Raw genomic sequence first — 21,542 nt, 5'->3', positions numbered from 1 at the left:
AGCCCCCACGTGCAACTCCCGCCCGCCCATACGGGTCATGACCGACCGTCGCGGCGCACGTGCGCGGCGGGATGAGAAGCGCGCGGTCACGGACCGCCGACCGGGCCCGCCGGTCAGCCCTCGTCCGCCAGCTCCGCCACTCCCGTGATCCGGTGCAAGGGGTACGTCCGGACCTCGTCGGCCGTGTGGTCGTACGCCGTGACGAAACCGCCCTCGACGCGGATGGGGCCAATGACCCGCTGGCTGGCGGTCCCCTCGGCGTTGACGTAGCCGATCCAGAGGGACTCGCCGGTGAGGACGGCGGCCTGCACGGTGGCCAGCGTCTCCGCGGAGGTGGTGCGGGGCAGGTCCCCGCTCGCGGTGGGGGCTCCCGTGGTCTTGCGCGGTGTCGTGGAGGCCAGATCGCCGGCGCGGATGGCCCGCAGAGCCGCCGTGAGCAGGGTGGCGTCGGGCGGCGGGGGACCCTCCGGGACCGGCTCGGGCGCGGTGCGCGGTGGGGTGCGGTGGGCGTGGGCGCGGGTGATCAGGACGTCGCCCTCCGCCGACTCGGCGGCCGGCGCGAGGCCCAGCGCGCGCAGGCCTTCGAGGAGCGCCGCGGGGTCGGTCTGGGCGGCCAGGACCGTCGGGGCCAGCCGGCGCAGGCGCAGGGCGGCCGAGCGCTTGTCGGCGAGGATCTCGTTCAGCAGGGCGTCGTCGTCGCAGCGCACATACGCCGAGGCGGCGCCCACGCGCAGGTGCCCGTGTTTGCGGGCCACGTCGTCGATCAGGTACGCGAGCGGCTGCGGAACCGGGGTGCGGGAGTGCGCGGCGAGGAACGCGTGCAGGTCGGACGCGGTCCGTCCGGCGTCCAGGGCGCGGCGCACGGAGGCCGGCGTGAACCGGTACACCGTCGCGCCGCCCTTGGACTCGACGTCCGCGAGCACATCGAGCATGTCGGCCAGGGGCCGCTCCAGCGGGCCGGGTGCCACCGCTGTCAGATCCGCCTGGAGCAGGACGTGGTCCAGGGGTTCGGGCAGCAGGGGGGCGAGCAGACGCGCGGCGCGGGAGGCCGCCGCGCCCTGTTCGGCGGCGGTGAGGGGGACACGGGGGGCGGGGCGGTGGTGCTGCCGGTGGACGGGGAGCTTGTCGCCCGGGCCGGCCGGCCCGGCGGGCGGTGTGCGGTCCGCGGGCCCGGGCGCACCGATCAGGGCGCGGCCTTGCGCTGACAGGGCCCCGCGGCCTGTGACGCCCAGCAGCTCCGCCTCCGACAGGGTCCACTGGGCGAGGCGGGTGCGCAGATCGTCGGCCGTGGGCCGGTCCGCGCGCGGGGGGCGTTCCCAGCGCAGGCGGGCCAGGACCGATTCCGGGGCGGCGGAGGCACCCTCGGGGAGCCCGGCGAGCAGGGTGAGGACCCGGTGTCGGACCTCGGGCGCGGCCGAGCGGTCGAGGCCGGGGCCGAGCGCGGAGAGCGTACGGTCCTTGGCGTCGCGACCGCCGACGAGCCCGGGGGTGCGGGTCGCGTACAGCCAGGCGGTGACGAGCCGGGTCCAGCGTTCGGCGGCGGACAGCTCCCGCCACTCGTCGTACGCCGGGGTCGCCGCGTACCGTTCGTCGGCCTCGCCGTCCGACGCCAGCAGGCCCGCCGTGTAGGCCAGTTCGACCCAGAAGGCGGCCACGGGCTCGGACACGTCGAGTGCCACGGCCGTCCGCTTGAGGTCCCGCACGCTCAGCCCGCCCGCGCGCAGTACCGAAGGGCCGCCCTCGTCCCAGTCCTTCAGCAGTTCCTCGACGGTCGCGAGCGCGGTGTAGGCCTGGCCCGCCGCCGTCGCGTCCACGATCTGCGGGCGGTGCGTGGCGGCGACCTCCACGGCGGGTGGCAGCGGCTCGGTGTGCCGGTGGGCGCGGCCCGAACGCAGATGCAGGGCCACCTCGCGGGGCAGGACGACGGTGCCGGGAGCGGTGGGCAGCAGCAGGCCCCGGTCCAGCAGCCAGCGCAGCCGCGCCGCGGGATCGGGGGTGACCTGGCCGTAAGGGGGTCCCCACACCAGCCGGGACAGCACCTCGAGGGACTCGGCGGGGGCGGTCTCGAGGAGCGCGGCCATGCGCGCGCGGTCCGTGAACAGGGCGGTGAGGGAGGCCACGGCGGAGACGGCGTCATGGGTGGTCGGCAGCCCGGCGGTGGTCAGGAGTTCCTGGATACGGCCCGGGGACATGCCGGCCGTCGTCTCGGCGGCGGTGGGTCCGAGGCCGGTGGGGGAGGGGTGCTGCGGGGACGGGGCGAGCAGTTCCCGGGCCGTGCGCACGAGCCGGAGCCGCTCGTCGTCGCCCCACACCAGGGCCCGCTCGCGCAGCGTGGCGAGCGCGCGTGGGAAGGCCTCGGCGACCGCGGGGTCGCCCTCCGCGCCGCCGTCACCGGCCATCAGGCCCAGCAGTTCGGCGTACGTGGCCGGGTCCCCGGCGACGGCCAGGGCCTCCGCGGTCTGCTGGGCGAACCGGTCCAGACGCTCCAGCGCCCGCACCACGCTCGCCCGGGTGGCGGCCCGCGTGGCGAGCTGGGTGAGGTCGGTGGGGACGGGGGTGATGAGGTCCGGGCGGGCGCGAAGGAGAGCGGACAGGGAGGCGTCGTCCCGCGCGCGCAGCGACTCGGCCAGCGAACGCGGGGCGGCGGCGCCGCTTCCCGTGGCCGACGAGTCCTTGCGTGAGCGCTCCTCGGGGGTCATCCGGTCCACGGTAGCGGGTCAGGTCACGGTGGTGCCGAGGACGGCACGGTTCAGCCCGGTCGTGCGCCACGGGCCCGTCCGGCGATCGAGGACGCGGGCGGCGCCCGGGCCCGTCGGGCCCGGGGCGGAGCGCCCGGAGAGGGCATGCGCGGGATACGGTACGGGGTGAAATCGGCCCACCCCGGAGGGGTTTCGTGGGGATCGAGAGCGACCAACTGGTCTTCGACTATCTGAGCCGGGTCGGCGACGTGGCCCAGCAGCGCCAGCTGCCGTCGGCCGCGCGGATGCGGCTCGTGTCCGACCTGCGCAACGAGATCGACCGGCGGCGCGCGAAGTCCCCGGTCGACAGCCCGGCCGCGGTCCGCCGCATCCTCGCCCGTCTCGGCACACCCGACGAGGTCGTCGCCGCCGCGTCCGACGACTCCGCACCCGGCGGCTCGGTGAGCCGTCCCGCCGCCGTCCCCCTTCAGCGCGCCGACGACTCCGGGGACCGGCCCAAGGGCCTGCGGCGCGTCGTGCCCCGGCCACGGTCCGCGGATCCCGCGGGCACCTCCCGCAACACGCCGTCCCCGCCCCATCTCGCCGGTGCGGACGAACTGGGCGACAGCGCCGCCGTGCCGGACTGGTGGCGGGTCGACGGCCCGCGCGGCGGCGGGTTCGAGCTCGGTGATGCCGTGCCCGGGTTCGTCGGCGGCGTGGAGATCCCCGAACTGCTGAAACCGCCGCCGGCCGACCCGCCGAAGCCGCAGGGCGGCCACGCCGAGGACCCGGAGCCGGCCGTGGAGGCCGCCCCCGCGGCCGAGGACACCGCGGCGCCGCGCCGTCGGCTGCTCCGGTTCACAGGCCGGCGCAACCCGCTGCTTCTCTTGGCCGCCGGGCTGCTCGTCGCGGGCGCGGTGCTCGGCAGTTGGATCGCCCTCGGTCTCGGCTGGCTCATCGCAGGGGCGTCCCGCCGGCTGACACGGGCCGAGTCCAAGTGGGCGGTCGTGGGCATGCCGAGCCTGGCCGCGGCCGCCGGCATCGTCTGGATCTGGGGCCGCACAGACGGCCGCTGGGGCGACCCGATCGCCCAGGGCCATATGAACGACGCGGTGGTGCAGACCTGGCCGTGGGTGGTCCGGGGCGCCGCCGTCGCCTCCGCCCTGTATCTGGCCTGGCGGTCACAGCGGGTCAGATGAGGCGGCGGCGCCGCAGCGCGGGGCGACGGCCGGAGCCCCGTGTCCTCGGGCACGCCCTCCTGGGACAATCGCGCATATGACCTCTCGCGCCCTCACCGTCGGCTTCGACCTGGACATGACGCTGATCGACTCCCGGCCCGGAATCCACGCCTGCTACCAGGCGCTTTCCGCGCGTACGGGGACGTATATCGACGCCGATCTGGCGATCACCCGGCTCGGGCCGCCGCTGGAGGACGAACTCGTCCACTGGTTCCCGGCGGACGGGATCGCCGCCACCGCGGACCTGTACCGGGAGATGTATCCCGCCATCGCCATCGCCGCGACGCCCGCCATGCCCGGCGCCCGTGAGGCGATCGAGGCGGTACGGGCGGCCGGTGGACGCGCGATCGTCGTCACCGCCAAGTTCGAGCCGAACGCCAAGCTGCACCTGGAGCACCTCGGTATCGAGCCCGACGCGGTGATCGGCGACCTGTGGGCGGAGCAGAAGGCGGAGGCACTCGTCGAGCACGGCGCCGCCGTCTACGTCGGCGACCACATCGGGGACGTCCGGGGCGCCCGCAGCGCCGGCGCCCTCTCCGTCGCCGTCGCCACCGGGCCCTGCACCGCCGACGAGTTGCGGGCCGCGGGCGCCGACGTCGTCCTCGCCGGCCTCACCGAGTTCCCCGCCTGGCTGACGGCGTACAAGTCCCGGTAGCGGCCGGGCTCGGTCCGAGGCGCTAGGAACGGGCCCCGCGCGCTCGCCGGCGGCCCTCCGCGATCGACTGGAACACACCCGCCCCGGCCATCAGGAAGCCGACGGCCATGAGCATGCTCAGGCCGAACATGTAGGTGGGGAAAGGCTTCGTTCCGAGCAGGAACGGGGCGACCGTGACCAAAGTGGCCACCGCTCCGACGAAGAACACGATGGCACCGGCACGGATCAGACGGTCGCTGGCCGCAGCGGAATTCGCTTGGGTTTTGTCACGCACCGGACCAGGGTAGTTCCCAGCGCGAGGAACCACTCGGCGACGTCTTGTCACCGGGCCCCGGACCATTAGCCTTGGTACCGGCGGGTCCGTGCGGCCCGCTGCAGTGCTATCCAGAGCCGTTTACCGAAACACTTTGCAGACGCAGTTTCCGACGAGTACGAGGACGAGGACAGACGTGCCTACCGGCAAGGTCAAGTGGTTCAACAGCGAGAAGGGCTTCGGCTTTCTCTCCCGCGACGACGGCGGCGACGTCTTCGTCCACTCCTCGGTTCTCCCCGCCGGAGTCGATGCCCTGAAGCCGGGCCAGCGCGTGGAGTTCGGAGTCGTCGCCGGTCAGCGCGGCGACCAGGCGCTGTCGGTCACCCTTTTGGACCCGGCCCCGTCGGTCGCCGCCGCGCAGCGCAAGAAGCCGGACGAACTGGCGTCCATCGTTCAGGACCTGACGACCCTCCTCGAGAACATCACCCCGATGCTGGAGAAGGGCCGTTACCCCGACAAGGCCTCCGGCAAGCAGATCGCGGGCCTGCTGCGCGCGGTCGCCGACCAGTTGGACGTCTGATCCCGGTCAGGGGAAGACGAGCGCGTCCGGGCCGAGGGGCGGCACCAGCCCCTCGGCCGCGGCACGGGTGAGCAGCCCCCGGACCGCGGCGTAGCCGTCCTCGCCGAGGTCGGCCGTGAATTCGTTGACGTACAGCCCGATGTGCTGGTCCGCGACAGCCGGGTCCATCTCCTGTGCGTGCTCCATGACGTAGGGCCGCGACGCCTCGGGGTCCTCCCAGGCCGCGCGTACGGACGTGCGGGCCGACTCGGCGAGCAGCTTCAGCGTGTCCGCGCCCAGCGAGCGCTTGGCGATGATCGCGCCCAGCGGAATGGGCAGGCCGGTGGTGTCCTCCCAGTGCTCGCCCATGTCGGCGAGCTTGTGCAGCCCGTAGTTCTGGTACGTGAACCGCGCCTCGTGGATGACGAGGCCCGCGTCGACCTTCCCGTCGCGCACGGCCGGCATGATCTCGTGGAACGGCATGACCACGATCTCGCCGACCCCGCCGGGCACGGTGTCGGCGGCCCACAGACGGAAGAGCAGATACGCCGTCGACCTCTCGCTCGGCACGGCGACCGTGCGGCCCGTGAGATCGGCTCCCGGCTCCCGGGTGAGCACCAGCGGCCCGCAGCCGCGACCCAGCGCGCCGCCACACGGCAGCAGGGCGTACTCGTCGAGGACGTACGGCAGGACGGCGTACGACACCTTCAGCACGTCGAGCTCGCCGCGCTCGGCCATGCCGTTGGTGATGTCGATGTCGGCGAAGGTGACGTCGAGGGCGGGCGCGCCCGGGACACGGCCGTGGGCCCAGGCGTCGAAGACGAAGGTGTCGTTCGGGCAGGGGGAGTAGGCGATCCGGAGGGGCTCACTGGTTGCGGTCATGCTGGTTTCCAACTCTCCAATACGGGCGCGAGCTTCCCGAAACCCTCGGTGAGGGCCGCGAGGGCGTCGCCGATGCGCCAGGCGGCGCGGTCGCGCGGTCCGACGGGATTGGACACAGCGCGGATCTCCACGACGGGTGTGCCGTGCGCGGTGGCCGCCTCGGCGACGCCGAAGCCCTCCATCGCCTCGGCGAGCGCGTGCGGATGCCGGATGCGCAGCTCCGCGGCGCGCGCGGCGCTCCCCGTGACGGTCGAGACGGTCAGCACGCCCCCCGCGAGCGCACCGGTGGCGGCGACGAGGTCTCGTACGAGTGAATTCGGTGGCCGGTGATTGACCGTGCCGAAGCCGAGTGCGGTGACGGGCAGAAATCCGTCCGGGGTCTCGGCGCCGAGGTCGGCGGCGACGATGTCGTCGGCGACCACGAGCGAGCCGACGGGGGCGTGCGGTGCGAATCCGCCCGCGATGCCGGCGGAGACGACGAGGTCGTACGGGGTGCCGCCGAGCGCGGCGGCGGTGAGCGCGCAGGCGGTGGAGGAGGCGGCGAGGGCGGGGCCCACGCCGGCCGCGAGCAGGTCGAGGGCGCCCGTGCGGTGCAGGGTCACCCCGGGAAGGGGGATCTCGACCGCCGGGGACGGGAACGCCTGGGCCACCGCATCCCGCTCGACCGGGACCGCGGTGGCCACCAGGACATGTGCGCGGGGCGTGATCAGGAGGCCTTCTCGAGCTTGAAGGTCCACAGACCCAGCACCTTGTTCTCGCCCTCCTTGATGGAGACGAGCGTGGAGTTGCCGCTCGCCCCGTACTGCGCGTTGAAGAACACACTGCCCGGGATGGTGCGGTAGGTCTTCTTGCTGGACTCGGTCAGCGGCTGACCGTTCATCAGGATCGTCCAGCCCTGGTCCGCGATGCTCGGGTCCACACCGAAGCGGACCGTCTCATCGGGGTCGACCTTGATCGACTTGATGTCCTTGGACTTGAGGCACTTCGCGAGCTCCGCTGCCGGGACTTCGTTGCCGTCGTTGTAGCAGTCGGTCTGGGAGCTCACCGAGTTCGTGCCGACCGTGACGGTCGCCAGCGGGGTCGGCTTGTTGCAGGCGGACAGCAGGAGAAGTCCGGCGGAAACGGCGCCGAGGGCGGCTACGGCGCGGCGGGAACGCAGTGCGGTCATGGCCGAAGGCTATCGGGCACCGCCGAGCCGCTCCCCACCTGGGGTGCGCGACGTGCCGCGCACTCGTGCGATCAGGTGCCGAGGGTTGTGGTCAGGCGGCCTGCCTTCGCTCCGCGCCGCCGCGCCGGGCCGAGGCGAGCAGGCCCCGCACGGTCGGCAGCCAGCCCGCCGCGACGATGGCGGCGCCGACCACGAGCCCCAGCACACCGTTCAGCGGCAGCGAGATGCCGATCGCCCCGCCCAGCACCCAGGCCATCTGCAGCAGCGTCTCGGAGCGCGCGAACGCGGAAGTGCGGACCAGTTCCGGCACGTCCCGCTGGATCAGCGCGTCCAGCGACAGCTTGGCCAGCGCCTGCGCGAACCCGGCGAACGCCGCCAGACACGCCACCAGGAACGCGCCGAAGAAGATCGCAGCGGTGATCGCCACGCCCAGCACGATCGCCACCACCGTCACGATGATCACTTCCGGTGCGCGCGATTTCAGCCAGGCTCCGACGGCCGTGCCCAGCGCGTTGCCCACGCCCGCCGAGACGCCGACTATGCCGAGCGACACCGCCGCGCTCTCACCGGTGAGCGGGTGCTCCCGCAGCAGGAAGGCGAGGAAGAAGATCAGGAAGCCGGACAGGCACCGCAGGGCGGCGTTGGCGCCCAGCGCGTGGGTCACGGCGGGCCCGACCGTGCGCAGCCCAGGGCGCCGGGCCGTGGTGCGGCGCGACCCGTGCAGGTGCCCGGGGTCCGCCGCCAGCAACGCGATGTCCTCACCCTTGGCGGAGTCGACCTTCGGCGGCAGCGAGAAGGACAGGAACGTACCCGCGACGAAGATCACGAAAGCACCGTAGAGCGGCCAGCTCGGGCCGACGGTGTGCAGCGCGGCGCCCACGGGAGCGGCCAGACCGGTCGCGAGCAGGCCGCTGAGGGTGACCCGGGAGTTGGCCTTCACCAAGGAGAACGCCGGCGGCAGCAGCCGTGGCACCACGGCGCTGCGGACGACGCCATACGCCTTGGAGGCGACGAGCACGCCGAGCGCGGCCGGATACAGCTCCAGGCCCCCGCCTGCCACGGCGCCCGCGATGATCAGCGCGAGCAGGGCACGGGCGAGCATCGCGCCCGCCATCGCGGCCCGGCGGCCGTGCGGGAGCCGGTCCAGGAGCGGGCCGATCACCGGGGCGAGGATCGTGAACGGCGCCATGGTGATGGCGAGATACAGCGCGACGCGTCCGCGGGCCTCGTCGGTCGGCACGGAGAAGAAGACGGTCGAGGCGAGAGCGACCGTGATCATCACATCGCCGGCGCCGTTGACCGCGTGCAGTTCGATCAGTTTGCCGAGACCGGACTCGCCGGCGCCGTGCGCGTGCGTGGCCCGGCGGATTCCGCGGGCGGCGCCGGTGACGGGCAGGTGCAGGGCACGGCCGACCGCGCGGACGGACCCGCCGAACCGGCCCGAACCGCCCTCTTGGCTGCGTCCCTTGACTCCCCCTGCCCCGGCGGCTCCATGGGACGACCTCGCGGCTGCCACCCCGTCATAGTGCCCCGAGAAAGGCGGGGGTAGTGCGGTTACCGCGCGTACGGGGGCGGAGTGGCGTCCGCGGAGGGCGCGACAGGCCCGAGGGCGGGAACCGGCCGGCGGGCCGGGGAGCCGTCTGCGTGACGCACCGGCCCGGCCCGCGGAGGACCGGGCTCCGGGAAAGGCCAGCGACTCGGTGTGGGCCGGGAGGCCGGGAGAAGGTAGCGTGCCTAGCGCGCCGTGGCGATTGTTCTCGGCCGCGCGCCTCTCATCCATCCCGCAGAATGGGTGGTGTAGGTGCGCCCGAGCGCGATCGGGCGCGGACGTCGACGCGGTCCGTTGGTCCGCTCCGTCCGCTCCCCCAGCCGAGGAAGGGCGCACCGTGAGACGGCGTAGGAGAGAAGCGATACCTGTGAGCGCAGCGACAACGCGAAGCCGCACCCCCGACCGTCTGTGCGCCGAGGCGGTCGACCTCGCCCGAGCCGCCGCCGAGGAGGCCGCCGCGCCCGGTGTCGTCGGCGAGCACGTCGGCACGGTCTCCGAGGGCGACCGCGTTGTCACGCACTTCTTCGAGGCGAAGGAGCTCGGGTACCGGGGCTGGCGCTGGGCGGTGACGGTGGCGCGGGCGTCGCGCGCCAAGGTGGTCACGCTCGACGAGACGGTCCTGCTGCCGGGCGCGGACGCGCTGCTCGCGCCGGAGTGGGTGCCGTGGAGCGAACGACTGCGCCCCGGTGACCTCGGCCCCGGTGACCTGCTGCCGACGGACGCGGACGATCTGCGTCTCGAGCCCGGTTACTCGGGCGACGACGAGCCGCCGCCGAACTCCGCGGTCTCCGGTGAGATGGCGGAGCTGGTCGAGGCGGAGGACGCGGAGGTGACCGCGGGAGCTCCGGCGAACCTGCCGATCACTCCGTCGCGCGGCACGATCGCCGCGGTGGCGGAGGAACTGGGCATGCGACGCGCCCGGGTCCTGTCCCGGTACGGACTGCACATGGCAGCGGACCGCTGGGAGGACGCGTTCGGTCCGAAGACTCAAATGGCCCAGGCGGCGCCCGCGACCTGCGCCAGCTGTGCCTTCCTGGTGCCGGTCGGCGGCTCGCTGGGCCAGGCCTTCGGCGTGTGCGCCAACGAGTTCTCCCCGGCGGACGGCCGTATGGTCTCCTTGTCGTACGGGTGCGGCGCCCACTCGGAGGCGGCGGTCATGCCGAGGACACCGCGGCCGGCTCCCCCGGTGGTCGACGAGACGAAGGTGGAGCCCTTCCCGCTGCGGCCCTCTCCGGACTCGGGCTCGGTGCCCGCGGTGCCTGACGAGTCGTCTGCGGAGCTGGGGCACTCGTAACCGGCAGAGCGTCCCGCAAGCCGCGGTCCGGGTGCGACGGCCCGGTCCGCCCACCGGGCAGACGGCGCATTCCGCGAGCCGCGGTGTCCCCGGCGCACGGTACCTTCGTCCCGCACGCGCTGAGAGGGAGAGTGAACCGTGAGCAAGTTCGTGCAGCCGGCAGCCGAGGGCGCGGACCCGTTCGGCACGGCCCGCCTGCGGCACGGGGTGCTGGAGGCCTGGGCCACCAGCCCGGCCCGGTTCCGTGAGGACGCCAACGCCGAGGAGGACCTGGTACTCGGCGGGTACCGCGACCGCCTGGTCGTCGAGCTCGCGCAGAACGCCGCCGACGCCGCGGCCCGGGCGCAGGTGCCCGGCCGCCTGCGGCTCACCCTCCGCGAAGGTGTGCTGGTCGCGGCCAACACCGGCGCGCCCCTCGACGCGGTCGGCGTCGAGTCGCTCTCCACGCTGCGGGCCTCCGCCAAGCGCGACAGCCATGACGCGACCGTGGGCCGCTTCGGCGTCGGCTTCGCGGCCGTCCTCGCGGTCAGCGACGAGCCTGCGGTCGTCGGCCGGCACGGCGGTGTCCGCTGGTCCCTGGCCGAGGCCCGTGAACTGGCCGACGAGACCGCCCGGCGCAGCCCCGGCCTCGGCGACGAGATCCGCCGCCGCGATGGGCACGTACCGCTGCTGCGGCTGCCGTTCGCCGCCGAGGGGACCGCTCCCGACCCGTACGACACCGTCGTCATCCTCCCGTTGCGCGACACGGCCGCCGCCGACCTCGCCGAACGGCTCCTGCAGGCCGTCGACGACGCCCTCCTGCTCGCCCTGCCCGGTCTCGAAGAGGTCGTCGTCGAGATCGAGGGCACGGGCCTGCGCACGCTGCGCCGCCGCACCGACGGCACCGACACGGTCGTCGAGGACTCCCGGGACGGCACCACCCGCTGGCGGACCGTCTCCCAGCACGGCCCCCTCACCCCTGACCTCCTCGCCGACCGCCCGGTGGAGGAGCGACTGCGCCCCCACTGGTCCGTGACCTGGGCCGTCCCCGTCAACGCGGACGGCACCCCGGCCCGGCCCCGTACGGCACCGGTCGTGCACGCCCCCACTCCGAGCGACGAGGCCCTCGGGGTACCCGCCCTGCTCATCGCCTCGTTCCCGCTGGACACCACCCGCCGGCACACCGCCCCGGGCCCGCTGACCGACTTCCTGGTGGAGCGGGCGGCCGACGCGTACGCCGAACTCCTCGGCGTCTGGCGCCCGGTGACCCCGGGCATCATCGACCTGGTCCCGGGCCCGCTCGGCAAGGGTGCGCTGGACGGCGCGCTGCGCCAGGCCGTCCTCGACCGGCTGCCGCGCACCGCCTTCCTGCCGCCGGCCAACGACGCGGGCGACGACATGGAGCTGCCGGAGGCGCTGCGCCCACGGGACGCCGAGATCGTGGAGGGCGCCGGCGCCGAGACCGTGCGGGTCCTCGCCGAGGTGCTGCCCAGTCTGCTGCCCGCCGGTCTGGAGCGCCGCGTGGAGCTGCGGACGCTGGGGGTCGCCCGGGTGCCGCTGACGGAGGCGGTCGACCGGCTCGCGGGTCTCGAGAAGGAGCCCGACTGGTGGTGGCGGCTGTACAACAGCCTGGCCGGGGTCGACCCGGACCGGCTGTCCGGCCTGCCCGTGCCGCTGGCCGACGGACGGACGACGATCGGGCCGCGGCAGATCCTGCTGCCGACCGTGGAGGGTCCGCCGGTGGCTCCGGAGGCCCTGGCCCGGCTGGGCCTCAAGGTCGCGCACCCGGACGCGGCGCACCCCCTGCTGGAGAAGCTGGGGGCCCTGCCGGCCACCCCGCGCGCCGTGCTCACCACCCCGCAGGTGCGGGCAGCGGTCGCCGCCTCGCTCGACGACGAGGGCCCCGGCTGGGACCAGGAGGGCCTGGACGCCGAGGAGCTGGCCGACACCGTGCTCGCGCTCGTCCGGGACGCCGGGCTCGAACCGGGTGAGGAGCCCTGGCTCGGCGCGCTCGCCCTGCCCGACGAGGACGGTGAGCTCGCACCCGCCGGGGAACTGGTCCTGCCCGGCAGCTACTTCGCGCGCGTCATGCGTGAGGGTGAATTGGCCTTCGTCGACTCCGAGTTGGCCGAGCGCTGGGGTGAACAGCCGCTGGCCGCCTGCGGGGTGCTGGTCAACTTCACCCTGGTGCGTGCCACCGATGTCGTCCTGGACCCGGACGAACTGGAGCCCCGCGAGTCGGACTTCGCCGAACCCGACGACGTCGGGCTCCTCGACGCCGTCGACGTGTGGTGCGAGGACGTCCTGGACCGGCTGCCCGACACCCCCGTACCGCCGGTGGCCACCGAGATCGTCGCCGTACGCGACCTCGACCTCGTGGACGACGACCGCTGGCCGCAGGCGCTCGCCCTGCTCTCGCAGCCCCCGCTGCGGGACGCCCTCACCCAGCCCGTGCGCATCCTGCTGCCGGACGGCACGCACGAGATCGTCCGGCCGTACACGGCCTGGTGGCTGCGCGGTCACCCCGTGCTCGACGGACGGCGCCCCGCCGGTCTGCGGGCCGCGGGCGGCGATCCGCTGCTGCACGGTCTGTACGACGAGGCGGACGCGACCGGCTTCGACGACGAACAGGTGCTGCGGGCTCTCGGCGTGAGGACTTCGGTGGCGGCCCTGCTGGAGGAGCCCGGTGGTGCCGCGGAACTGCTGGACCGGCTCGCCGAACCCGAGCGGCCCGTGTCCGCCGCCCAACTCCACGGTCTGTACGGGGCCCTGGCCGAACTGGACCCGGAGCAGGTGACGCTGCCCGACGACCTGCGCGCGGTCGTCGACGGCCGGGTCGCCGTCGTGGACGCCGCCGACGCGGTGGTCGTCGATTCGCCCGATCTGCTGCCCTTCACCGAGGGCGTTGCGTTGCTCCCGGTGCGCCCGACGCGGGCGGCCGAACTCGCCGAGCTGTTCCAGGTGCGGCGGCTGAGCGAGTCGGTGACGGGCGAGGTCACCTCCGAGGGCGTCGAGCACGACGTACCGGAGTCCGTACGGGTCCTGCTGGGTTCAGCCACGCCGGCGTCGTACATCGAGCACGACGAGCTCGTCGTGGACGGTGTGGAGATCGACTGGCGCCTGACCTCGGACGGCGTGCTCCACGCCGCCACGCTGGAGGGCGTCGCCGCGGGCCTCGCCTGGGCGGCGGGCCAGTGGCCGCGCCGCTTCGAGGTCGCGGCGCTGCTGGAGGACCCGTCCCGCACCGAGGAACTGGCACGGGACCGCTGGTTCGACTGAGGCCCTGACCCTACTCCCGGAGCCGTCGGGCGGTGCCCGCGGCTCCGGGCGGTGCCCGCGGAACGTGCCGCCGGGCGGCCTGGTCATGCGACGGCAAAGAAAGCTTGGCCGTGCACAACCAAGGGTTTCGGCTGTTGATCTGATCATCCGAGTCAACAGACTCCCCAGACACTTGGGCCCCAGGGGTGGGCAACCCCTGGCCCCTTTCTCCACGTGGAGAACGCAATGCGTATTCGCGCCACTGCGGCCGCCCTCACCGGCGCCCTGGCCATCTCCGCCTTCGCCGTGCCGGCCGCCCAGGCGGCTGCTGCCCCGTCCGCCAAGGCCTCCTTCAGCTCCGTCACCGCCAAGACGGGCGCCACCGCCACGCTCAACGTCACCTTCTCCAACATGAAGGTCAACAAGGGCAAGGCGATCGTTCTCGGCACCGGCACCAAGGTGAACGTGCCGGTCACCTACACCGTGACGCACGCCGCCGGTCTCGACACCAGCGTCGACAACTTCCTCACCGGACCGCTCATCTACCGCGGCTCCTCGATCACCAAGCCCACCAACGTGGAGATCGCCGACGACCCGGGCACCTGCACCGCCACCTCGTCGACGGTCCTCAGCTGCACGGCCGTCCTCACGGTCTACCGGTCCGACCTCGCGAACGCCGACGCCGGTACCTGGACCGCCGGTGGCATCGCCGTCACCCAGAACGCCGACTCCAAGGAGCAGGGCAACCTCGGCAGCGTCAAGGTGCTGCGCGGCGGCAAGCTGACCACGGACGCCACCCCGGAGCCGGTGAAGAAGGGCAGCACCATCACCGTCGCGGGCAAGCTCTCGCGCGCCAACTGGGAGAACGGCACGTACGCCGGCTACGCGGGCCAGTACGTCAAGCTCCAGTTCCGCAAGAAGGGCTCCACCACCTACACCACGGTGAAGTCCATCAAGACGTCCTCGACGGGCGCCCTCAAGACCACGGTCAAGGCGTCCACCGACGGCTACTTCCGCTACAGCTTCGCGGGCAGCCCGACCGTCGCGGGCGTCAGCGCCACCGCTGACTACGTCGACGTGAAGTGATCTGACCCGAGGTACGGCTCGGCCCCCGCGTTCCGTCCGGGACACGGGGGCCGATTCCGTTCTGCGGGCCGGGGCCGCTCCGACGGGGCGGCCCCGGCCCGTTTCGTGCGCTCGGCCGGCTACGGCCGCCAGAGCGTGTGGCCCACGGTGCAGCTCACGCGGGCACGCGGCGGTCGCCCCACTTCCAGACGAACTCGAGGGCGACCGCCGCCAGCGCCGCGATGCCCACCGCGATCCACGGGATGGCGAGCCCGACCAGCTTCAGTGCGAAGAAGCGCTGGAGGGCGGGCACGATCAGGACGAACAGAAACGCCACGCCCATCGCCGCCACCAGGGTGACGCGCCACCAGGTGTAGGGCCGGGCGACGATCGCCAGCACCCACATGGAGATCAGGAACAGAGTGAGGGTCGCCGCGCTGGTCTCCGCGTCCAGTGAGCCAGGACCCGTGTAGTGGTGCCGGGCGATCAGATAGGTGACGAAGGTCGCGATCGCGGCCACGGCCCCGCCCGGGACTGAGTACCGCATCACCCGGCGCACGAAGTGCGGTTTCGCCCGCTCCTTGTTGGGGGCGAGCGCGAGGAAGAAGGCGGGGATGCCGATCGTCAGCGTCGACAGCAGCGTCAGGTGCCGGGGCAGGAACGGGTACTCCACCTGCCAGCACACCACCAGCACCGCGAGCAGCACCGAGTAGACCGTCTTCACCAGGAACAGCGTGGCCACCCGGGTGATGTTCCCGATCACGCGCCGGCCCTCGCCGACCACCGACGGCAGCGTCGCGAAGCTGTTGTCCAGCAGCACGATCTGGGCCACGGCCCGGGTCGCCTCCGAGCCGGAGCCCATCGAGACGCCGATGTCCGCGTCCTTGAGCGCGAGCACGTCGTTCACTCCGTCGCCCGTCATCGCCACCGTGTGCCCGTGCGCCTGGAGCGCGCCCACCATGTCCCGTTTCTGCTGCGGGGTGACCCGTCCGAACACGGTCCCCTTGTCGAGCGACTTCGCCATCTCGGCCTGGTTCGAGGGCAGGCGCCGAGCGTCCAGGACCTTGCCTGCGATGCCGAGTTTTCCGGCCACCGCGCCGACGGACACCGCGTTGTCGCCGGAGACCACCTTGGCGCGGACGTTCTGGTCGGCGAAGTAGCGCAGGGTGTCGGCGGCGTCGGGCCGCAGCCGCTGCTCCAGCACGACCAGGGCGGTGGGCTGGGCGCCCGCCGTGATCCGGGGGTCGTCCAGGTCCCCTGAGACCCGGGCGAGCAGCAGCACGCGCAGCCCCTGCTCGTTGAGTCGCTCGGTCTCGGTCAGGGCCGGGTCGTCGGGGTCCAGCAGGACGTCGGGGGCGCCCAGGAGCCATGTACTGGATTCGCCGTCGCCCTCGCTGAAGGACGCGCCGCTGTACTTGCGGGCCGAGGAAAAGGGGAGCGCCTGGACACAGCGCCACTCCTCGCTGTCCGGGTAGGCGTCGATGATCGCCTGGAGGGAGGCGTTCGGGCGTGGGTCCGACTCGCCGAGGGCGCCGAGGACCTGGCGGATGTACGTCTCGTCGGCGCCCTGCAGTGGCCGCAACTCGGTGACGTCCATCCCGCCCTCGGTCAGGGTGCCCGTCTTGTCCAGGCAGACGGTGTCGACCCGGGCGAGCCCCTCGATCGCGGGGAGTTCCTGGACCAGGACCTGCTTGCGCCCCAGCCGGATGACCCCGATGGCGAAGGCGACAGAGGTCAGCAGGACGAGCCCCTCGGGCACCATGGGCACGATGCCGCCGACCGTGCGGGCCAGGGAGTCCTTGAACCCGGACTGCTTGACCACCAGCTGGCTGATGATCAGGCCGATCGCGGTCGGGACCATCATCCAGGTCACGTACTTGAGGATCGTGGATATACCGCTGCGCAGCTCGGAGTGGACGAGCGTGAAGCGGGTGGCCTCCTCGGCGAGCTGGGCGGCGTAGGCCTCGCGCCCCACTTTGGTCGCCTCGAAGGCGCCGCTGCCGGCGACGACGAAGCTGCCGGACATCACCGTGCCCCCGGGCCGTTTGACCACGGGGTCCGCCTCACCGGTCAGCAGCGACTCGTCGATCTCCAGCCCGTCGCTCTCGACGCAGGCGCCGTCGACCACGATCTTGTCGCCGGGCCCGATCTCGATGACGTCGTCCAGCACGATCTCCGAGGTGCCCACGAGGACGGCCACCCCTTCCCGGCGCACCGTCGGTCTCGCCTCGCCGATCACCGCGAGCGAGTCCAGGGTCTTCTTGGCGCGCCACTCCTGGATGATGCCGATGCCGGTGTTGGCGATGATCACGTAACCGAAGAGGCTGTCCTGGAAGGGCGCCACGCACAGCATGACCACCCAGAGCACACCGATGATCGCGTTGAAGCGGGTGAAGACGTTCGCGCGGACGATCTCGCCCAGGGAGCGGCTGCTGCGGACGGGAACATCGTTGACCTGACCGCGGGCGACCCGTTCGGCCACCTCGGCGGCGGACAGTCCCCGCGTCCGCCCCGGCACGGGGACGGGGTGGACGGGATCGAGTTCGGCGCCCGCGTCGATATGCGTCATGCATTCGACGGTACGTGCGGATTTGCGCCTTCACCCGCCGAGTGCCCCAAAGATCCGACCCGAGGAGGACGGGGGTCGTGGGGTGGTTGTACGGAACCCGGCTACTGCTGAGCGGCCGCCCGCTTGATGGCCGCGTCCCGCCTGCGGACGTACCAGATGCCGATGCAGCCGAGGCCCGCTCCGGCCAGGCACGTCCACAGCCACCAGGTGTGGCCGTGGTCGGCGAACCAGCCGTAGAAGGGGAGCTGGGCCAGGAAGAGGACGAACCAGAGGATCGTGCCGCCGGTGATGGTGGCGACCACGGGGCCCTCAAGGGGCTCCGGCGCCTCGTGCCTGGGGGTCCACTTCGCCATGGGCACAGCTTACGAGGAGCGCGTCCGCGGGGTGCGGACACCCCGTGTGCTCCGCGGAGGCTTGCGCCTGCCAAGGGTCTACGCGCGGAGATAGCGATCTGCGCCTTATATGTTCATACTGAAACAGTTCGAGTCTGGCCGCTTATGTTCGTAGGAACCTCCAACGGGCACATGGGGAATCCGCTGGAGATCCGACGGCGGTGAGACTCGATCACTTTTTGTTCGAGATCCCCCGCACCCTTGAGGTCCCGTATGCCCACCTCGGCCCCCGCCAAGGTCCCCGCCCCGCAGCAGCCGGGCACCCGGCCCCCGTCCGGAGCCCTCGACCGCTACTTCAAGATCTCCGAGCGGGGCAGCACGCTGCCGCGTGAGATCCGAGGCGGTTTCGCCACCTTCTTCGCGATGGCCTACATCATCGTGCTGAACCCGATCATCCTCGGCAGCGCGAAGGACATGTACGGGCACCACCTGGACCACGGCCAGCTCGTCACCGCCACCGCCCTCACCGCCGCCTTCACCACGCTGCTCATGGGCGTCATCGGCAACGTCCCGATCGCCCTGGCGGCCGGCCTCGGCGTGAACACGGTCGTGGCGCTCCAGCTCGCCCCCCGGATGTCATGGCCGGACGCGATGGGCATGGTGGTCCTCGCCGGCGTCGTGGTCATGCTGCTGGTCGCCACCGGACTGCGCGAGCGGGTGATGAACGCCGTGCCGCTCGGCCTGCGTAAGGGCATCTCGATCGGTATCGGCCTGTTCATCATGCTGATCGGTCTTGTCGACTCCGGCTTCGTCACCCGCATCCCGGACGTCGCGCAGACCACGGTCCCGCTCCAGCTGGGTGGCGACGGCCATCTGAACGGCTGGCCGGTGCTGATCTTCATCCTGGGCACGCTGCTCACCTTCGCGCTGATCGTCCGCAAGGTGCAGGGCGCGATCCTGATCTCGATCGTCTCGATGACGGTCCTCGCGCTGATCCTCAACACGGTCGCCAAGATCCCGTCCTGGGGCCTGACCGTTCCGAAGTGGCCCGGCAACCCCGTCGCCACCCCGGACTTCGGCCTGATCGGCAAGGTCAGCCTCTTCGGCGGCTTCGGCAAGGTCGGTGTGCTGACCGGGCTCCTCTTCGTCTTCACGGTCCTGCTGTCGTGCTTCTTCGACGCGATGGGCACGATCATGGGCATCAGCGACGAGGCCAAGCTGACCGACGCCGAGGGCAACATGCCCGGCATCAACAAGGTCCTCTTCGTGGACGGCATCGCCGTCGCGGCGGGCGGTGCGAGCTCCTCCTCGGCCACCACCTGCTTCGTGGAGTCCACGGCGGGCGTCGGCGAGGGCGCGCGCACGGGCTTCGCGAACGTCGTCACGGGCGCGCTGTTCGCCGTGGCCCTCTTCCTCACCCCGGTCGCCACCATGGTTCCGTCCCAGGCGGCCACCCCGGCACTGGTGGCGGTGGGCTTCCTGATCCTGTCCAGCTCCGTGAAGGAGATCGACTGGTCGGATCACACGATCGCCATCCCCGCCTTCGTGACGATGATGACGATGCCCTTCACTTACTCGATCACGAACGGCATCGGCATGGGCTTCATCACCTTCGTGATCCTGCGCCTCGCGGCCGGCCGCGGCCGCGAGGTGCCGGCCCCGATGTACGTGGTGGCGGCGGTCTTCGGCTTCTACTACCTGATGCCGGCACTGGGCCTGACCTGATCCGCCGGGGGCCGCCGGTCAGGTGACCCCGTAGAACCGTTCCGTCTCTTCGACGGCGGCCTTGAACCGCTCGTCGAAGTCATCTCGGATGAGCGTCCGGACGACATAGTCCTGGACGCTCATCCCTCTTTGGGCGGCGCGATGCCGGATGCGGTCGAGCAGCTCCCGGTCCATCCGCACGCTGAGCACGTTGGTCCCCATGGCTATGAGGGTTGCCGGACTCGGGCGGGTGGTGCGTCACGTCCGCCGATGGATCACTCGTTTGGGTGATAAGTGCAGCTCAGAAGCTTCACGGACAATATCAAGAGCAAGCGGCGGCTAGTGGCCTGTGTCACCCGACTGGCGGCGTGCTCCGGTGGTCTTTAGGGAAAGTAATGAGTTACCCTAAGGGTATGGCTGACCTGACCCATGGCGACGACGCTGCCGCCGTGAACGCTCTCCGCTCCGCTGTGATGCGCCTGTCGCGCCGACTCAAGCACCAGCGGGTCGACGAGTCGCTGAGCCCGACCGAGATGTCGGTGCTCGGCACCCTGGCCCGCTGCGGTTCCGCCACACCGGGCGAGCTCGCCCGCAAGGAGCACGTCCAGCCGCCCTCGATGACCCGCATCGTGACGCTGCTGGAGAGCAAGGGTCTGGTGCAGCTCGAGCCGCACCCCGAGGACCGGCGCCAGAAGGTGGTCACCCAGACCGAGCGGGCCGAGGCGATGCTCGAGGAGAGCCGCCGCAAGCGGAACGCCTTCCTGGCCGGACTGGTCGAGGGCCTGGACGAGGACGAGTGGGCGAAACTCCGCGCCGCCGCCCCCGTGCTGGAGAAGCTCGCGCACCTGTGACCGGTGCGCACCCATGACAGACGCGGCCCCCACCCGCGTACGCACGAAGCCGTCATCGCAAGGAGGCGAACCCTTTTGAGTTCGGGAACCGGAGCAGCTTCCGCCCCCGCACCAGCCACCCACGACTCCCCGTCCATCCACGAGACCGACCAGGCCTCCACCCCCGCCGGGAGCGCCGAGCCCGTCGAACGGGCGAAGCCCCGCACCTCTTCCATGTTCAGCTCGCTGCGCGTGCGCAACTACCGGCTGTTCTTCCTCGGCCAGGTCGTCTCCAACACCGGCACATGGATGCAGCGCATCGCCCAGGACTGGCTGGTGCTGAGCCTGACCGGCTCCTCCGCCGCCGTGGGTGTCACCACGGCGCTGCAGTTCCTGCCGATGCTGCTCTTCGGCCTGTACGGCGGCGTCCTCGTCGACCGCCTCCCCAAGCGCCCGGCGCTGCTGGTCACGCAGTCGGCGATGGGTGCCACGGGCATCGTCCTCGCGTTCCTCACCCTCTCCGGCGACGTCCGGGTCTGGCACGTCTACCTCGCGGCCTTCGCCGTGGGACTCGCCACGGTCGTGGACAACCCGGCCCGCCAGTCCTTCGTCTCCGAGATGGTCGGCCCCCGGCAGCTGCAGAACGCGGTCAGCCTGAACTCGGCGAACTTCCAGTCCGCCCGTCTGGTGGGCCCAGCGGTGGCCGGTGTCCTGATCACCGGGGTCGGCACGGGCTGGGCCTTCCTGTTCAACGGACTGTCCTTCCTCGCCCCCATCGTCGGCCTGCTGCTGATGCGGGCCCGTGAGCTGCACACGGTGGAGCGCGCCCCGCGCGGCAAGGGCCAGCTCCGTGAGGGCCTGCGCTATGTGGCCGGGCGACCGGAGCTGCTCTGGCCGATCGTCCTGGTCGGCTTCATCGGCACCTTCGGCTTCAACTTCCCGGTGTGGCTGTCGGCGTACGCGGGGCATGTCTTCCACGCGGGCGCCGGCGCCTACAGCCTCTTCAACACGCTGATGGCGCTCGGCTCGCTGACCGGTGCGCTGCTCGCCGCCCGCCGCGGCGCGGCCCGGCTGCGTGTGCTGATCGCGGCGGCGGCCGTCTTCGGCGTGCTGGAGATCGTGGCGGCCGGGGCCCCGTCGCTGTGGCTGTTCGCGCTGCTGATGGTCCCGATAGGGATCTTCGGTCTGACCGTGAACGTCACCGCGAACACGACTGTCCAGATGGGCACGGACCCGGCGATGCGCGGCCGCGTCATGGCCCTGTTCATGATGGTCTTCATGGGCGGTACGCCGCTGGGCGCGCCCCTGGTCGGCTGGATCACGGACACCTGGGGCCCGCGGGTCGGCTTCGCCCTCGGCGGTGCCGTCTCGGCCGCGGCGGCCGTCACGATCGGCCTGGTCCTCGCCCGGGTCGGCGGGCTGCGCCTGTCGGTCGGCTGGAACCGCGGCCGCCCGGAGGTCCGCTTCGTCCCGAGCGAGCGGCGGGAGGAGCTGGCGACGGCGGCGTAGACCGGGCCCTGGCCCCTGCG

The 21,542-nt window shown here is 72.4% G+C and carries 18 protein-coding genes; 9 read left to right on the top strand and 9 right to left on the bottom strand.

Features of this window, described 5'->3' with window-relative positions; genetic code table 11:
- Nucleotides 1-113: 113 nt before the first annotated feature.
- On the bottom strand, nt 114-2,699 hold the full coding sequence (locus ACWDA7_RS06195) for a helicase-associated domain-containing protein (protein WP_450603003.1): 2,586 nt from the start codon (nt 2,697-2,699) through the stop codon (nt 114-116).
- Nucleotides 2,700-2,893: 194 nt separating this feature from the next.
- Here ACWDA7_RS06195 and ACWDA7_RS06190 point away from each other — a divergent pair, with 194 nt between their 5' ends.
- A complete protein-coding gene (locus ACWDA7_RS06190) occupies nt 2,894-3,877 on the top strand; it encodes a hypothetical protein (protein ID WP_450603002.1) in 984 nt (327 codons plus the stop codon).
- A gap of 76 nt (nt 3,878-3,953) precedes the next feature.
- Nucleotides 3,954-4,571, top strand: a complete 618-nt coding sequence (locus tag ACWDA7_RS06185; RefSeq protein WP_450603001.1) for an HAD family hydrolase — start codon at nt 3,954-3,956, stop codon at nt 4,569-4,571.
- 22 nt (nt 4,572-4,593) lie between these two features.
- Here ACWDA7_RS06185 and ACWDA7_RS06180 read toward each other — a convergent pair whose 3' ends face one another.
- A complete protein-coding gene (locus tag ACWDA7_RS06180; protein ID WP_450603000.1) occupies nt 4,594-4,845 on the bottom strand; it encodes a hypothetical protein in 252 nt (83 codons plus the stop codon).
- 175 nt (nt 4,846-5,020) lie between these two features.
- Here ACWDA7_RS06180 and ACWDA7_RS06175 point away from each other — a divergent pair, with 175 nt between their 5' ends.
- Nucleotides 5,021-5,404, top strand: a complete 384-nt coding sequence (locus ACWDA7_RS06175) for a cold-shock protein (protein WP_359399790.1) — start codon at nt 5,021-5,023, stop codon at nt 5,402-5,404.
- 6 nt (nt 5,405-5,410) lie between these two features.
- Here the strand turns inward: ACWDA7_RS06175 and ACWDA7_RS06170 are convergent, their stop codons facing one another.
- The 4 genes from ACWDA7_RS06170 to ACWDA7_RS06155 form a co-directional block, all read right to left on the bottom strand.
- Nucleotides 5,411-6,265 (bottom strand): 1,4-dihydroxy-6-naphthoate synthase, encoded by an 855-nt coding sequence (locus ACWDA7_RS06170; protein ID WP_450602999.1) that lies wholly within the window; start codon nt 6,263-6,265, stop codon nt 5,411-5,413.
- Complete coding sequence (locus tag ACWDA7_RS06165) at nt 6,262-7,002, bottom strand: futalosine hydrolase (RefSeq protein WP_450602998.1); 741 nt, start codon at nt 7,000-7,002, stop codon at nt 6,262-6,264. The genes ACWDA7_RS06170 and ACWDA7_RS06165 overlap by 4 nt, the downstream gene beginning before the upstream one ends.
- Nucleotides 6,972-7,433, bottom strand: a complete 462-nt coding sequence (locus ACWDA7_RS06160; RefSeq protein WP_450602997.1) for a DUF2771 domain-containing protein — start codon at nt 7,431-7,433, stop codon at nt 6,972-6,974. Before ACWDA7_RS06160 ends, ACWDA7_RS06165 begins: the two co-directional genes overlap by 31 nt.
- A 91-nt stretch (nt 7,434-7,524) precedes the next feature.
- Nucleotides 7,525-8,949, bottom strand: coding sequence for an MFS transporter (locus ACWDA7_RS06155; protein WP_450602996.1), 1,425 nt, complete (start codon nt 8,947-8,949; stop codon nt 7,525-7,527).
- A gap of 400 nt (nt 8,950-9,349) precedes the next feature.
- Here ACWDA7_RS06155 and ACWDA7_RS06150 point away from each other — a divergent pair, with 400 nt between their 5' ends.
- The 3 genes from ACWDA7_RS06150 (at nt 9,350) to ACWDA7_RS06140 (ending at nt 14,599) form a co-directional block, all read left to right on the top strand.
- A complete protein-coding gene (locus ACWDA7_RS06150) occupies nt 9,350-10,276 on the top strand; it encodes a DUF3027 domain-containing protein (protein ID WP_450602995.1) in 927 nt (308 codons plus the stop codon).
- Between the two features lie 138 nt (nt 10,277-10,414).
- Entirely contained in the window at nt 10,415-13,534 is a 3,120-nt protein-coding gene (locus ACWDA7_RS06145; protein WP_450602994.1) for a sacsin N-terminal ATP-binding-like domain-containing protein, read from the top strand.
- A gap of 225 nt (nt 13,535-13,759) precedes the next feature.
- Nucleotides 13,760-14,599: a hypothetical protein gene (locus tag ACWDA7_RS06140; RefSeq protein WP_450602993.1), complete on the top strand. Its 840-nt coding sequence runs from the start codon at nt 13,760-13,762 to the stop codon at nt 14,597-14,599.
- A 154-nt stretch (nt 14,600-14,753) separates the two neighbouring features.
- Here ACWDA7_RS06140 and ACWDA7_RS06135 read toward each other — a convergent pair whose 3' ends face one another.
- Both ACWDA7_RS06135 and ACWDA7_RS06130 read right to left on the bottom strand, forming a co-directional pair.
- On the bottom strand, nt 14,754-17,147 hold the full coding sequence (locus ACWDA7_RS06135) for a cation-translocating P-type ATPase (protein ID WP_450602992.1): 2,394 nt from the start codon (nt 17,145-17,147) through the stop codon (nt 14,754-14,756).
- A gap of 101 nt (nt 17,148-17,248) precedes the next feature.
- Complete coding sequence (locus tag ACWDA7_RS06130; protein WP_359393946.1) at nt 17,249-17,500, bottom strand: DUF2530 domain-containing protein; 252 nt, start codon at nt 17,498-17,500, stop codon at nt 17,249-17,251.
- Between the two features lie 252 nt (nt 17,501-17,752).
- Here ACWDA7_RS06130 and ACWDA7_RS06125 point away from each other — a divergent pair, with 252 nt between their 5' ends.
- On the top strand, nt 17,753-19,204 hold the full coding sequence (locus ACWDA7_RS06125; RefSeq protein ID WP_450602991.1) for an NCS2 family permease: 1,452 nt from the start codon (nt 17,753-17,755) through the stop codon (nt 19,202-19,204).
- Nucleotides 19,205-19,222: 18 nt separating this feature from the next.
- Here the strand turns inward: ACWDA7_RS06125 and ACWDA7_RS06120 are convergent, their stop codons facing one another.
- Nucleotides 19,223-19,405, bottom strand: a complete 183-nt coding sequence (locus ACWDA7_RS06120) for a plasmid mobilization protein (protein ID WP_359393950.1) — start codon at nt 19,403-19,405, stop codon at nt 19,223-19,225.
- Nucleotides 19,406-19,596: 191 nt separating this feature from the next.
- On the opposite strand from ACWDA7_RS06120, the gene ACWDA7_RS06115 reads away from it, so the two are divergent.
- Nucleotides 19,597-20,034 (top strand): MarR family winged helix-turn-helix transcriptional regulator, encoded by a 438-nt coding sequence (locus ACWDA7_RS06115; RefSeq protein WP_360993296.1) that lies wholly within the window; start codon nt 19,597-19,599, stop codon nt 20,032-20,034.
- 75 nt (nt 20,035-20,109) lie between these two features.
- Nucleotides 20,110-21,522, top strand: a complete 1,413-nt coding sequence (locus tag ACWDA7_RS06110) for an MFS transporter (protein WP_450602990.1) — start codon at nt 20,110-20,112, stop codon at nt 21,520-21,522.
- The last annotated feature ends 20 nt before the right edge of the window (nt 21,523-21,542 follow it).

The organism is Streptomyces sp. NPDC001156, assembly GCF_053598275.1.
This window is presented reverse-complemented; position numbering and strand designations above follow the sequence as displayed.